Consider the following 14,507-nt stretch of genomic DNA (forward strand, 5'->3'; position numbering starts at 1 on the left):
AGACGATCTAGAGAACCAATTGAGGTGGCACCGTGAGTAATCGCCCTCAGGCAGACAAGTTTGTTTGCCTGAGGGCTTTTTTGTTTTTCTTGCCCTTCAAACAATAAAAAAATAAACGTAAAATCAAACTAAGAGAAGTACTTGAGTCTTTTTTGGTTACAGAAAGTCGGCGGTGATGAGAGTCCGGCACCAAGAAATCAAGGAAATGGCCTTAGCCGATCATTTTTTGAACCCTTTTTTGGCAGTAGGAAAATGCGGGAACTCCCGTTATAGAGGAAGACCGTTGTTAGACGGTTGATAGAGAAGAAGTTGTTTATTTGGGCAACTTCAATTGAGGTGGTACCGCGATCATTCGCCCTCAAGCAGACGTTTTTATGGCGTTTGCTTGAGGGCTTTTTGTTTACAAAGAAAGGAGCAGCTTATGTATCGAATGGAACGAATCAACAGCGATTGTTTGACACCTGTCTCAGTTTTTTTACGGATTCAAGGGGCGCATAAATGTTTATTGGAAAGTATTCCCAGAGAAGAAGATACCGGACGCTATTCGATCCTTACCTTTGATCCCGTTCAGAAAATGACCTTTAAGGATGGTGTTTTTCAAGTGGAGGATCTTTTGAAAAAAACGGTCAACAAGTACCCGTGTCAGGACCCTCTAAAAGAAATGGAAGGGTATGTAGTCAAAAAGGAAATTAGCGCTTTACCGAATCTACCGCTGCAAAGTGGGGCTATCGGGTATGCGGGCTATGATATCGCCGCTTGCTATGAAGACATCGGACAACTGCCCGCAGATGAATTGCAAGTGCCTGATATGGCCTTTTGGCTTTTCGAAACTTTTCTCGTTTTGGACCATCAGACGGAAACTTTAACGATCATTCTTGAAAATTGCTATAGCCAAAGAGGAACCGTCGAGATGGAGCAGGTAATGCAAGCAGTGAAGCAGCAGTTAAGGACACCAGTCGCCGCTGAGACCCGTGTATTGTCAAACGAAAAACTGCATTTTACCAGCAATGTCACACAGCAAGCCTTTGAAGCGATCGTTCAAGAGGCGAAAGCCCGAATTACGGCGGGAGACATGTTCCAAGTCGTTCCTTCGCAACGTCTGAAAGCGTCATTTAAACAAGAGCCCTTTGACTATTACCGCAAACTACGAGTGACAAATCCTTCCGCGTATCTCTATTATCTTGATTTCGATCACGGATTTAAAGTGATTGGTAGCTCACCTGAAAGCCTGATTCGCGTTCAAGGCGACGAAATCACCACGAATCCGATCGCTGGTACCCGCAAACGAGGTGCAACCAAAGCAGAAGACGAAGCTTTGGCAAATGAACTATTGGCAGATGAAAAAGAACGTGCAGAGCATCAGATGCTTATCGATCTTGGGCGCAATGATTTAGGGCGGATCGCTGAACATGGGACGGTTCATGTTCCTTTATACATGGTGATCGAGAAATACCGCTATGTCATGCACATCGTTTCGGTAGTGGCTGCCAAGCGCAGAGCAGGTGTGACGGCAATGGATGCCTTGAAAGCAACCCTGCCAGCAGGCACGGTCAGCGGGGCACCAAAGATTCGTGCCATGACTCGCATCTATCAGTGGGAAGCTGTTCGAAGAGGGGTCTATGCTGGTGCAGTTGGTTATTTTTCACGAAATGATCAAGCGGATTTTGCCATCGGGATTCGGACATTGGTATTGAAAGACGAGATCGCTTATGTCCAAGCAGGGGCGGGGATCGTTTATGATTCTGATCCTTCATCTGAATACCAAGAAACATTACACAAAGCCAAAGCACTATTGGAGGTGTCAGCCAATGATTTTACTCGTCGATAATTATGATTCCTTTACGTATAACTTAGTCCAGCAATGTCCAGCGGATACGATCGTCTTGCGAAATGACGATCCAGAGCTTTTTATTGTTGCTAAAGAAGCAGATGGCATCATTTTTTCCCCGGGACCAGGCCGTCCCGAAGAGGCAGGATTCATGATTTCTTTGATCAAAACATACCATGATAGCAAGCCGCTTTTAGGCATCTGCTTAGGTCATCAAGCCATTGGTGAAGCGTTTGGTGCCAAAGTGGTCCAAGCACCAGCTATTATGCACGGCAAGCAATCGACCCTTACGTATCAGAAAAAAGGCGTATTCGAAACCTACCTAGGAGACATGACTGTCATGCGCTATCACTCGCTTGTCATTGAGCCAGCGACACTTTCAGCGGAATTTGAGGTGTTGGCTGAAACAGAAGGGATCATCATGGCGATTCAGCATCGCGAAAAACCAATCGTAGGACTCCAATTCCATCCAGAATCAATGGGAACAAACGAGGGGGCATTTTTCATAGAACAGTTTCTTAAACTCGTCTCGGATAATACAGAAAAACACAAGATGAAAAAAGGAGGAATCTTTAATGCAAGCACTAAAAAAGCAGCCGCCGCAACAAATCACTCAGCAATTATTTAATGGCCGTCATTTAAGTTATCAGGAGATGCGTCACTTTGCTCAAGGAATTTTAAGCGGGGTGTTTTCAGAAAGTCAATTGGGCGCAGCATTAGTTGCGATGAAGATCAACGGCATCACAGCTGCCGAATTGACTGCTTTAGCAGAAATTATGTTAGAGCATGCCGTGACCATTCCTTATGAAGGAGGAGACACCATGGACAATTGCGGCACTGGTGGCGACCACGCCAATAGTTTTAATGTCTCCACTACGGCTGCCTTCGTTTTAGCAGCTGGGGGAATCACGATGGCAAAACACGGCAATCGCAGTATCTCTAGTCGTTCAGGCAGTGCCGATGTCTTAGCATGCTTGGGGGTGGCAATTCAAGCATCACCAGAAAAAATCGCCGATCTATTAGCGACAGTCGGCATCGCTTTTCTCTTCGCCCCGTCGTTGCATCCGGACATGAAAGCAGTGATGAAAATACGGCAAGAATTAGCGACACCAACGATTTTTAATCTATTAGGCCCTTTGATCAATCCTGTTCCGTTGACTACGCAACTGATCGGTACTTACGCTGGCGAGAGCTTGGTAGACACCGCTCAGGCGTTAGGCAGTCTTGGTCGGCAACGAGCAATGGTGATCCATGGATGTAATGGGATGGATGAAGCCAATTTGGCTGGTGAAACGGCGATCAGTTTTTATCACGAAGGAAAGGTGACGAATTTTTCTTTGGATCCGCAAGCGTATGGCTTTACGCCAGCACCGATCGAGGCGATCGTCGGCGGAGATGCGGCTCAAAACGCCGCGATCTTAACAGCAGTTTTGAAAAATCACCCTTCCGTTTATCTAGAGACAGTGGTCTTAAATGCAGGGTTAGGCTTTTATACCAACGGCAAAGCCGCCACCTTAGCGGAAGGCTTTGCGATGGCACGAGCGTGTATCGCTTCGGGCGCGGCCTACGACAAACTGCAGATGCTGATTCGTCAGTCAAATAGCCATTAACTACGAGAGCTGTAAGGAGGAGAATCATGGATTTTTTAGAAACGATCATCCAGGAAAAAGTTGAAGAAGTTGCCGCGATGCCACAAGAAATCGAAAAGGTCGTAGCGAAACGTCCATCATTTTATCAGCAAGTCAAGGACCGACCACAAAAAATGCACCTCATTGCTGAAATCAAGCGTGCTTCACCCTCAAAAGGAGACATCAACCAAGGAATCGACCCAGTCACACAAGCGCAAGCTTATGAAGCCGCGGGTGTCAGCGGGATTTCCGTTTTGACCGACCAGCAGTTTTTTAAAGGCTCGCTGGCAGATCTTGAAGCAGTCAGTAATGCCGTTTCGGTGCCTATACTATGCAAAGACTTTATTATCGACAGAAAACAATTGATTCGCGCCAAGAATGCGGGTGCCAGTATTGTTTTATTGATCGTGGCCGCTTTAAAACCAGAACGCTTAGCCATACTTCATCAAGAGGCAATAGCACTAGGGTTGGAAGTACTCGTTGAGACTCATAATGCGGCTGAATTTCTACAAGCCCAAGCATTAGGTGCCAAAATCATCGGCGTCAACAATCGTGACCTAAAAACTTTTGACGTTTCCTTGGATGTCAGTGTTGCTTTAGCACCTCAGCCATCAGAGGCGGTTTATATCAGTGAATCTGGTATTCGAACTGCCGCAGATGTGCTGCAGCTTGCACCGTTTTATCATGGAGTCCTCGTTGGAGAAACGTTGATGAGAAGCAATCGAATTGCTGAAACAGCGGCAGATTTGCAGGTGAGCCGCCGATGACCAAAGTGAAAATTTGCGGACTCACCGAACGCCTGCATGTCGAAACTGCCATCAATGCAGGAGCAGATTACCTTGGCTTTGTTTTTGCCGAAAGCCGTCGGAGAATCGATCCGACCCAAGTCCGCAAGATAACGGAGCAAGTACCCGAAAATGTAGGGAAAGTCGGGGTTTTCGTTTCTCCAAGTGTTGAAGAAGTGCAAGCGGCAATTCAAGCCGCCCAACTGACAGCGATTCAGCTCCATGGAAAGGTTCTGCCATCTTTGCAAACAGCCATCCAGACAGGCATTTTTGCGCATCAAAAGATCGCAGTGATCCAAGCCTTTGATGGAGAAGCAGAGACTTTAGAACAAGATTTCCTAAGCTGCGATGCAGATTTTGGGTTATTGGACGCTCCAGTAAGAGATCACCCTTATGCTGGCGGCAACGGCCAATCCTTTGATTGGCAAAAAGCGGCGAGAAAACCGTTGCCGTTGTCTGAGCGATTTTTTATTGCTGGCGGTTTGCACGCGGAAAATGTAGAAGAGGCGATCCAACTTTTTAGGCCTTATGCTGTCGATGTTTCTTCAGGCGTGGAAACCCAGGGCAAGAAAGACAGTCGGAAAATCGAACATTTTATTCATATAGTAAAGGAGAAAAAAAGATGACTCAGTATCCCACAGAAGCAGGATTTTATGGTTCTTTTGGCGGGCAGTTTGTGCCAGAGACATTGATGTATGCAGTCAAGCAATTGGAAACTGTCTATCGTGAAGCACAAGCGGACGCAAGTTTTCAAGCAGAATTACAGGAATATTTGCAAGAGTATGTAGGAAGAGAGACCCCCCTTTATCATGCACAGCGCTTGTCACAACACTTAGGCGGTGCCAAAATATATCTGAAGCGAGAAGATTTGAATCATACGGGTGCCCATAAAATCAATAATGCACTTGGCCAAGTCTTATTAGCAAAACGGATGGGGAAAAAGAAAGTGGTAGCGGAGACCGGTGCTGGACAGCATGGCGTCGCCACAGCGACTGCGGCCGCGTTGTTCGGTATGGAATGCACGATTTTTATGGGTGCGGTAGATGTTCAGCGGCAAGCACTAAACGTCTTTCGAATGGAATTGTTGGGAGCAAAAGTGGTTTCAGTCACTTCAGGCAATCAGACATTGAAAGATGCTGTCAATGAAGCGCTGCGTTACTGGGTCGCAACCGTCGAGGACACCCATTACGTGATGGGTTCCGTACTCGGTCCGCATCCTTTTCCAGAGATCGTTCGAGATTTTCAAAGTGTGATTGGCAGTGAGACACGACGGCAACTATTAGAAAAAGAAGGACGACTACCGACGACAGTCGTTGCTTGTGTTGGTGGCGGCAGCAATGCGATGGGAATGTTTTACCCTTTTATCGATGATCAGACCGTTCGTTTGATTGGCGTTGAAGCAGCTGGGAAAGGTGTGGATACTACTGAGCATGCGGCGACCTTGACGAAAGGCAGTATCGGTATTTTACATGGTACCAAAATGCATCTGCTGCAAGACGATGATGGGCAAGTGATCGAACCTTATTCGATTTCAGCTGGTTTGGATTATCCAGGGGTCGGTCCCGAGCATTCTTACTTGAAGGAGATTGAGCGAGCGGAGTATTTCGCTGTCACTGATGAAGAAGCCGTTGACGCCTTTTATCTCTTGTCTCAAATCGAAGGCATTATTCCTGCTTTGGAAAGTGCTCATGCCGTTGCCTATGCCCTAAAGCTAGCCCCAATCATGACACCCGAAGAACGCTTAGTGATCTGCTTGTCTGGGCGAGGGGACAAAGATGTTCAACAAATCAAAGACCGGAAAGGAGCAGCGAAATGACCAGCAAAACATTGACGATGAAACTAAAGGAGCGCCAAAAACAAGGCAAGCCACTATTTGTTCCTTATATTATGGCGGGTGCCAACGGACTGGAACGCCTGCCAGCAGAAATCGAACTGTTGACGACACATGGCGCAGCCGCCATTGAAATCGGCGTGCCCTTTTCAGACCCAGTCGCAGATGGAGCGGTCATCCAAGCAGCTGGAATGCAGGCATTAGCCAATGGGACCACTTTAAAAAAGATCATTGCTTTGCTGCAAACAATCCATTCCGAGGTTCCACTGGTATTGATGGGGTATGCCAATTCATTCTTTCATTATGGGATTGAACAGTTAGCAAATGAGTTAAAAGCGACAAATGTGAAAGGGTTGATTATTCCAGATTTACCTTTTGAACATCGATCACTAGTAACCCCTACTTTTGATGCGGCGGATCTCGCGCTGATCACACTGGTCTCTTTGACCAGTCCTCCAGACAGAATTCAGACGCTGATCGAAGACGCGGAAGGATTCGTTTATGCTGTGACAGTGAACGGTGTCACTGGAGAAGATCGCCAATACAACGAACAGCTGGATCAGCATTTGCAAGCCATTTCGGAAAAAAGTCCGATTCCAGTATTAGCTGGTTTCGGGGTCTCGACCCACGCAGATGTGCAGCGCTTTGCCAGTGTGTGTGAGGGGGTAGTGATCGGTTCAAAAATCGTAGCAGCGCTACAAAACGAGCCACTGCCTAAAGTCAGTGAGCTGTTAGCAGAACTTGTTGGTAAGCCATAGAAAACAATGTGAAGGAAAGAACCCGAATTGGGTTCTTTTTTTATGAGAAAACTAGTATTCGAGGTACTGATGGGCTGCTATGGAAAAAAGAACGCGATGTGTGAAAAGGAAAAGAAAAAAGGCTGATTGAAGATCAGCCCCAAATTGTCGTGATTATGCCAGTGTATCGGTGTCGATGGTTACTGTCTCGCAAAAATGCCCTCTGCCCCCAACGTAAACATGTTGGATTTCCTTTCGCGAAGTCGTAACGAGTTTGACAAAGATTTCAGAAGGTTCACCTAAATTGCTGCCTTGTTCAAAGCGATACACTTCTTTTTCGAGGGCACACTTTTGATACAAGAAGCAAGCCAAGGCGGCATTGGAAGTGCCTGTGGCAGATTCTTCATTGATGTCAAACAATGGAGCAAAGTTACGACAAACGATTCGTTCTTTTTCCATTGCATATAAGTGCATGCCAACTACTTGTTGAAGCGCACTTACTTTTTTTATTTCCTCAAAATTAGGTGCAACTTGCTGCAACTGGGCCGTTGTTTTGATTGGAATAAGGATATCCTTTAATCCAGTAGAAACGATTTGAATAGGAATTTGATCATTGATAGCATTGGTATCAAAACAGTCAGTTAATTGTTCTAGTGAAAGCACATCTGAAAACAGTGGTTTGTTCTGTTCCATGAAAATGACACCGTCTTTGATGGTGATCGACAAACGTCCGGCGTTGGTGTCGATGCGATACTGTTGCCTGGAAAGTTTGTTTAGATACGATAATAGTGCAAAGGAGGCAATTGTTGCATGTCCGCATAAGTCAACTTCTTCTTTTGGCGTAAAATAGTCAAATCGGAAATCGGCCTGCGGGGATTTCGATAAAAAAGCTGTTTCTGAAAAGCCTAACTCTTTTGCGACGGCTAACTTTTGTTGTGGCGTAAGAGGCTGTTCCAACAAGACGACTCCAGCCTTGTTGCCACCCGTTTGATTTTTACTAAACCCACTTGCGATATGTACCGTTATCTCCATAGGACACCTGCTTTCTTTGTTCTTGTTAAGCATAGCATAATTTTTGCAGGAGGAGGATATGAAAACGGATTGGGTAAGCGTGTTATACTGAAGGTACGATAAAATGAAAAAAATGAGTGATCGAAGAGTGCGGTATGTAAGCATACTATAGCAAAAACGTTCCTTTGAGCATGCCAACCTTTCTCGTCAACTATTATCTTATAGGTACCAGTAAATATTTTAGCTATCAAAAAAGCAAATGAGAACGCAACATCCCTCTTGCTTTCTCATTTACTTAAATCATTTAGTAAAAAGCGTTGAGGCTATGCTAAAATAAGCCCAGCCTTCACCCGTGAGAGCAGTGACCAATAGTAACATGGTGAGGCATCATTTAACTAGAGAACAAGTAGTTTACGGGGGGATTACTGATAATAAGGATAAACACTGAAATTATGATACCGATGAAAGAAATTTGCTTAAGATTGAAACGGATGGGAAGCGATCGTTTGGTTGCTTTTGATGAGGAAGGGAACAGGCTGTTGATTAGTCACCAAATTGCTATGGCAAAAAAATTAGATCAATTTGGCACATATTTGGCACAAGAACAAACAAAAACCGCCAAGAACAAGGGTTCTCGACGGTTAAATAACGTTCCAGGAGGGATTCGAACCCCCGACCGTTCGCTTAGAAGGCGAATGCTCTATCCGGCTGAGCTACTGGAACAAATAATTTTCAGCGAATGCTCACTTCGCCTAAGCTGTTGAAATCAATCAGCAACAAATAACATTATAGAAAAAGGGCGCAGCAATGTCAATCGCTTTTCGCCCTTTTCTTATTTTTTCTTTGAAAAAAGGAAGCGCAGCTGCCCTCAACCTTTCTCAGGTTCCTCAAGAATTACGCTATCTGCTTCTTTCGTAATGAGAATCACACCATCTCCTAAAGGGACAAGCGTGGAGGTCAGCTGAGGATGGTTCATCACGGTATCCAAGAAAAGATTCAATTTGCGATGGATCGCTCGCTGGTTACGAGGGATTTCTTCGATGGGGTGTAGAATCGTTCCAGCTTGAAATACGTCATCCACCATCAGCACACCGCCTTTGCGTAATAGACGCAGACATTCTGGTAAAAATTCAATGTATTTTGATTTGGCGCTGTCCATGAAGATAAAATCATAAGGGCCACTCAATGTAGGTAGGACGTCTGCCGCTTGTCCTTCTAATAGCGTGATTTTTTCTTCATTTCCTAAGCGAGCGTAGGTTTCTTTGGCTTTGCGGATCATGACGTCAAAGCGATCGATCGTTGTGACATGACCATCTTTCACACATTGCGCCATCAAGCTTGAAGAAAAACCGATCGCTGTGCCGATCTCAAGGATTTCTTTTGGCTGGAGCTGTCCTAATAAAAACTGCAAAAAGACCACTGTTTCATGTGGGATGATTGGCACTTCTTTTTCATGAGCGGCTTGCTCGATTTCACCAAGTTCGCCGGGTAATTGCTTTTGTTTTTCACGCATAAACGCCACTAGTTCTGGTTTGACTACTGGACGATGCATCATTTCGTTGCGCATCTTCATCCTCCTAATTTATCGCTGCCCCTTATTATACGAATAACTCACCTTAAGTTCAATCTTTTCGAGTCTTTGGAACAACAAAAAAACCAGTCATAAGACTGGCAGGATAAAGGGGTGAAAAATATTTTTGGGATATTTCTATCATAACGGTGTTATGTGGAGGTTTGGTTAAAATCCTGTGAAGATCTCGTCAGGTTCTGCTTAAATTTTCATCAAGGAAGAAAAGCAACCCATCAACAGGGCAAAAACGAACTTTTTATCGAAATATTCAGAAAATTCAGGGAAAAGTGTTGACAGAGGAACCTGCTGTTTGGTATCTTCATAACAAGATAAAAAAAGTGATAGGTGACGACGATGGATAAACGATTGAAACAAACAGCTGCATTTTTATTATTATTATCGTAAGGACTCTTTTTCTATGACCCGCCTTTTTTAAGGCATCATTTGAAGAGTCCTATTCGCATTGCATGAAGGAAACCCTTTATGGAGTGCTTTTTTTATACCATTTTTTCAATTGTGTTTGAATGAGGTCGCGCCAAGCGTGCTCCTACCACTGCTAAGGAGGAAATAGTGATGAGAAAAATCCAGTTTTTTGATACGACATTGCGAGACGGTGAACAGACCCCGGGAGTCAACTTTAATACGAAAGAGAAGGTTCAACTGGCGCTGCAATTAGAAAAATGGGGCATCGATACGATCGAAGCAGGTTTTCCGATTGCATCAGAAGGAGATTTTCAAGCAGTCAAAGCGATTGCTGGGGCGGTGACGAAAATGACCGTTGCAGGACTTGCCCGTTGTCAGAAAAAAGACATTGATCGTGCCTATGAAGCTCTTTATCAAGCCGTCGATCCACAGATCCATGTCTTTCTAGCAACGAGTAAGGTGCATCGCCAGTACAAGCTGAATATGACGAAAGCAGAAGTACTCGCTTCCATCAAAGAACATGTGGCTTATGCGCGTGAACGCTTTGAAAAAGTTCAATTCTCGCCAGAAGATGCCACCCGCACCGATAAAGCCTTCTTGCTTGAGGCGGTTCAAACAGCGATTGATGCCGGCGCGACGATCATCAATGTGCCCGATACAGTAGGGTTTACCAATCCTACGGAATATGGAGCGCTTTTTGCCTATTTGATCGCCAATATCAAAAGCGAGCAGCAGATCACTTTTTCTTCCCATTGTCATGATGACTTGGGAATGGCGACAGCCAATGCGCTGGCGGCTATTGAAAATGGTGCTGATCGGGTGGAAGGAACGATCAACGGGATCGGCGAACGAGCTGGCAATACTGCATTAGAAGAAGTGGCCTTGGCGTTGCATATTCGCAATGATTTCTATCAGGCTACCTCCAACATCAAATTAAACGAAACAAAACGAACCAGCGATCTGGTGGCACGTTTGTCAGGAATCACGGTACCGAAAAACAAAGCGATCGTCGGAGGCAATGCTTATGCCCATGAATCAGGGATTCATCAAGATGGCGTCTTGAAAAATCCTGAGACCTACGAAATTATTACCCCACAGTTGGTGGGGGTAGAAACCAACTCGTTGCCTTTAGGCAAACTTTCTGGCCGCCATGCGTTTGTCGATAAAATGCAGCAACTGGGCTACCAGTTTGACCAAGAAGAAACCAACGAATTGTTTAAACGCTTCAAAGAATTGGCAGATAAAAAGAAGCAAGTGACCGAACAAGATTTGCTGGCTTTGGTGGCCGATCAAGGCCGCAGCCAAGAAGGCGGCTGCGAGTTGGACGCCGTTCAGCTACAATACGTGTCCAATGGCCATCAAGGAGCAGTGGTTTCTATCATCAAAGACGAGGAAAAACAAGTGGCATCAGCCATCGGTGCCGGCAGTATCCAAGCTATCTACAACTCGATCGATCAGATTTTCCAGCAGCAGCCGAAGTTGTTGAATTATGAGATCACTGCCTTGACCAGTGGGGAAGATGCGCAAGCGGAAGTGCACGTGGTCATTGAATGCCAGGAAACCAATGAAAAAATCAGCGGGATCGGCTTAGACTTTGATGTCTTGCAGGCGTCAGCCAAAGCATATGTACAGGCTAGCGCAGCTCTAAAGAATCGAGGTGTCCTTGTTTGAAAAAGATCGTGGTTTTAGCAGGAGATGGCATCGGACCAGAAATTATGGACAGTGCCCTTGCGGTATTGAAAGCGGCTTGTCCTGACCATCTCCAGCACTTTCATTTTGACCAGCGGCCATTTGGTGGAGCGGCGCTGGCACTTACTGGAGAGCCATTGCCGCAAGAAACACTACAAGCTTGCCAGCAGGCGGATGCGGTCCTTTTAGGAGCCATTGGTGATCCAGCTTGGGAAAACGCACCGACAACACCCGAGAAAGGACTTTTGAATCTGCGTCAAGCGTTAGGTCTATACGCCAATATTCGACCCATCAAAGTAGTTGATGCGGTGATTGCTTTGTCTCCCATCAAAGAAACGATCCTTCGAGGGACAGATTTTGTCATCGTTCGTGAGTTGACTGGCGGTATCTATTTTGGCGAAAAAGCAGAAAAACCTGAAGAAGCCTACGACATCAATCATTATCACCAAGCAGAGATTCGACGGATTTTGCGTAAAGCCTTTGAGATCGCCCGTACGCGGAAGAAGCGGGTTCTCTCTGTCGATAAAGCAAATGTGTTGGCGACTAGCCGGCTTTGGCGCCGATTAGCGGAAGAAACGGCACAGGAATTCCCAGATTGTCAGTTGACTCATCAATATGTTGATTCCGCCGCTATGAAAATCATCCAAAATCCCAAAGACTTTGATGTAATCGTGACCGAAAATCTCTTTGGCGACATTTTAAGTGATGAAGCCTCGGTTTTGCCGGGGTCATTAGGGGTGCTACCAAGCGCAAGCCATGGCGCAGAAGGGGTTTCTTTATATGAACCGATCCATGGCTCGGCACCGGATATTGCTAGGCAAAATTGTGCCAATCCGGTTTCCATGATTTTGTCTGTCGTGATGATGCTAAGAGAGTCCTTTCAAGAGGAACAGCTGGCAGATACCATCGAAAGTGCGTGTTATGAGGTAATGAATGCGGGGATCTTGACGCGTGATTTAGGTGGGACGGCAACGACAACTGCCTTTACAGAAGCGGTTATTGCACAGTTAGGAGTGAGCAATTATGGGGAAAACGCTGTTTGATAAACTATGGGATCGGCATGTGATCACAGGAGAAGAAGGGCAGGCGCAGCTGCTTTATGTCGATCTGCATATGATCCATGAAGTGACGACGCCGCAAGCCTTCGAAGGATTGCGGCAAGCGGGACGGACAGTTCGCTGTCCCGAAAAAACCTTCGCAACAATGGATCATAATGTGCCTACCAAAGATATTTTTACCATCACCGATCTGGTTGCAAAAAAGCAAATGGATACGTTACGTAAAAACTGTCATGATTTTGGGATCGAATTGTGTGACAATGGCTCTGCCAACCAAGGAATTGTCCATATGGTTGGCCCAGAAGTAGGCTTGACCCAACCAGGAAAAACGATCGTTTGCGGTGATTCCCATACTGCCACCCATGGTGCTTTCGGCGCGATCGCATTTGGGATCGGTACGAGTGAAGTGGAGCATGTCTTTGCGACACAGACGATTTGGCAGACAAAACCGAAACGCATGGGAGTTGAGATCACCGGTCAGCTGCAGCCGGGGGTGTACGCCAAAGATATTATTTTGGCATTGATCGCGACGCATGGCACAGATTTTGGTGGTGGCTATGCCGTAGAATTCTTTGGCGAAACGATCCGCAACCTGACGATGGAAGAGCGCATGACCATTTGCAATATGTCGATCGAAGGTGGGGCAAAAATGGGCTTGATCGCACCTGATGAAACGACCTTTGCTTATGTGAAGGATCGACGCTTTGCGCCACAAGCGTTTGCCAGTGCGGTGACGGATTGGCAAACCCTTTATACCGATGAAGGTGCCAACTATGATGCCCTGATCACCTTAGACGCAGCAACCTTAGAACCTTACATCACTTGGGGCACCAATCCAGAAATGGGAGTACCGGTCAGCGAAACGTTTCCTGAAGTGCGAGATCACAATGATCAGCAAGCCTATGAATATATGGCACTGCACCCCGGACAGACGGCTGCCGATATCCCCATCGAATACATCTTTATCGGATCGTGTACCAATGGTCGTTTGTCTGATCTGCAAGAAGCAGCGGCGATTTTGAAAGGTCAGACCATCAAAGAAGGGGTCACTGGCATTATCGTTCCTGGTTCACGCCCTGTTCGTAAAGCAGCGGAAGCTATCGGTTTAGACAAAGTCTTTATTGAGGCTGGTTTTGAATGGCGGGAGCCTGGCTGTTCCATGTGCCTAGGAATGAATCCTGATAAAGTACCAGAAGGCGTCCACTGTGCCTCCACGTCAAACCGCAATTTTGTTGGACGGCAAGGGAAAAACGCTCGGACGCACCTTTGTAGTCCGGCAATGGCGGCAGCAGCTGCGATTCATGGGCGTTTTGTCGATGTACGAGAAGTGGTTGGAGGTGTTGGTTAATGGAAGCTTTTACGCAATTTGAAGGTACGACGCTGCCTTTGATGAATGACAATATCGATACCGATCAAATCCTACCGAAAAATTATTTGAAGCGCGTCGAAAAAACGGGGTTTGGCGAATTTTTATTTGACGATTGGCGCTATTTGCCGCAACGCAAGCCTGATCCAGCATTTATCTTGAATGATCCAGCATATCAGACCGCTCAAGTCCTCGTCACTGGTGATAATTTTGGTTCTGGCTCTTCTCGAGAGCATGCGGCTTGGGCGCTGTTGGATTACGGCTTCAAAGCCGTGATTGCTGGTAGCTTCGGTGATATTTTCTATATGAATGCCACCAAAAACGGGCTGCTGCCCATCGAGCTGCCTTTGACTGTTCGCCAAAGGATCGCCTCGCTGCCTGCTTCTGAAAAAATCAGCATCGACTTGCCGAGGCAATGTGTGATCGTTGCCGGGGAGGAGCATTTCTTTGCAATCGATGCTACCTGGAAACACAAATTGATCCACGGTCTCGATGAGATCAGTATCACCTTGCAGGAAGCGGCGAAAATCACCGCCTATGAGCAGACGATTCCAGCGTATTGGCAGTAGGACTAGGGGACT

13 protein-coding genes, 1 tRNA gene and 2 other annotated features (1 of these 16 cut by a window edge) are annotated in these 14,507 nt (G+C 46.1%); of the genes, 11 read left to right on the plus strand and 3 right to left on the minus strand.

The window, feature by feature from the left end; genetic code table 11:
- Positions 1-51, plus strand: a binding site (T-box leader); it begins 162 nt to the left of the window's first position.
- 66 nt (positions 52-117) lie between these two features.
- Positions 118-363 (plus strand) — a binding site (T-box leader).
- A gap of 58 nt (positions 364-421) precedes the next feature.
- Genes trpE through trpA form a run of 7 tightly spaced genes read left to right on the plus strand, consistent with a single transcriptional unit; the run spans position 422 to position 6,830 of the window.
- Positions 422-1,828, plus strand: coding sequence for an anthranilate synthase component I (trpE, locus tag IGI88_RS14125; protein ID WP_142437086.1), 1,407 nt, complete (start codon positions 422-424; stop codon positions 1,826-1,828).
- A complete protein-coding gene (locus tag IGI88_RS14130; RefSeq protein ID WP_260605067.1) occupies positions 1,809-2,456 on the plus strand; it encodes an aminodeoxychorismate/anthranilate synthase component II in 648 nt (215 codons plus the stop codon). Before trpE ends, IGI88_RS14130 begins: the two co-directional genes overlap by 20 nt.
- Complete coding sequence (gene trpD / locus IGI88_RS14135; RefSeq protein WP_429960688.1) at positions 2,404-3,438, plus strand: anthranilate phosphoribosyltransferase; 1,035 nt, start codon at positions 2,404-2,406, stop codon at positions 3,436-3,438. Before IGI88_RS14130 ends, trpD begins: the two co-directional genes overlap by 53 nt.
- A gap of 26 nt (positions 3,439-3,464) precedes the next feature.
- The gene (gene trpC / locus IGI88_RS14140; RefSeq protein ID WP_142437087.1) at positions 3,465-4,223 is read left to right on the plus strand and encodes an indole-3-glycerol phosphate synthase TrpC; all 759 of its coding nucleotides are present in this window, start codon (positions 3,465-3,467) and stop codon (positions 4,221-4,223) included.
- Entirely contained in the window at positions 4,220-4,867 is a 648-nt protein-coding gene (locus IGI88_RS14145) for a phosphoribosylanthranilate isomerase (protein WP_142437088.1), read from the plus strand. Before trpC ends, IGI88_RS14145 begins: the two co-directional genes overlap by 4 nt.
- Positions 4,864-6,057, plus strand: a complete 1,194-nt coding sequence (trpB, locus tag IGI88_RS14150) for a tryptophan synthase subunit beta (protein WP_008378520.1) — start codon at positions 4,864-4,866, stop codon at positions 6,055-6,057. The genes IGI88_RS14145 and trpB overlap by 4 nt, the downstream gene beginning before the upstream one ends.
- Complete coding sequence (gene trpA / locus IGI88_RS14155; protein WP_005235298.1) at positions 6,054-6,830, plus strand: tryptophan synthase subunit alpha; 777 nt, start codon at positions 6,054-6,056, stop codon at positions 6,828-6,830. Before trpB ends, trpA begins: the two co-directional genes overlap by 4 nt.
- A 153-nt stretch (positions 6,831-6,983) precedes the next feature.
- On the opposite strand, the gene IGI88_RS14160 is transcribed toward trpA, so the two are convergent.
- From IGI88_RS14160 to IGI88_RS14170, 3 genes are all read right to left on the minus strand, one after another.
- On the minus strand, positions 6,984-7,841 hold the full coding sequence (locus IGI88_RS14160; protein WP_086332466.1) for a PhzF family phenazine biosynthesis protein: 858 nt from the start codon (positions 7,839-7,841) through the stop codon (positions 6,984-6,986).
- 628 nt (positions 7,842-8,469) lie between these two features.
- Positions 8,470-8,543, minus strand: a tRNA-Arg gene (locus tag IGI88_RS14165).
- Between the two features lie 145 nt (positions 8,544-8,688).
- Entirely contained in the window at positions 8,689-9,387 is a 699-nt protein-coding gene (locus IGI88_RS14170; RefSeq protein WP_034872576.1) for an O-methyltransferase, read from the minus strand.
- A 576-nt stretch (positions 9,388-9,963) separates the two neighbouring features.
- Here IGI88_RS14170 and IGI88_RS14175 point away from each other — a divergent pair.
- The 4 genes from IGI88_RS14175 to leuD are packed head-to-tail and all read left to right on the plus strand — an operon-like array spanning position 9,964 to position 14,495.
- Complete coding sequence (locus IGI88_RS14175) at positions 9,964-11,484, plus strand: 2-isopropylmalate synthase (protein WP_016612263.1); 1,521 nt, start codon at positions 9,964-9,966, stop codon at positions 11,482-11,484.
- Positions 11,481-12,545 carry a 3-isopropylmalate dehydrogenase gene (leuB, locus tag IGI88_RS14180; RefSeq protein WP_005235314.1) on the plus strand — a complete coding sequence of 355 codons (1,065 nt, stop codon included), beginning with the start codon at positions 11,481-11,483 and terminating at the stop codon, positions 12,543-12,545. The genes IGI88_RS14175 and leuB overlap by 4 nt, the downstream gene beginning before the upstream one ends.
- Positions 12,526-13,908, plus strand: a complete 1,383-nt coding sequence (gene leuC, locus IGI88_RS14185) for a 3-isopropylmalate dehydratase large subunit (protein ID WP_005235315.1) — start codon at positions 12,526-12,528, stop codon at positions 13,906-13,908. The genes leuB and leuC overlap by 20 nt, the downstream gene beginning before the upstream one ends.
- Positions 13,908-14,495: a 3-isopropylmalate dehydratase small subunit gene (leuD, locus tag IGI88_RS14190; RefSeq protein WP_005235316.1), complete on the plus strand. Its 588-nt coding sequence runs from the start codon at positions 13,908-13,910 to the stop codon at positions 14,493-14,495. Before leuC ends, leuD begins: the two co-directional genes overlap by 1 nt.
- Positions 14,496-14,507 lie beyond the last annotated feature (12 nt).

The sequence above is a fragment of the Enterococcus sp. AZ179 genome, from assembly GCF_050498885.1.
Lineage (GTDB): Bacteria > Bacillota > Bacilli > Lactobacillales > Enterococcaceae > Enterococcus_D > Enterococcus_D entomosocium.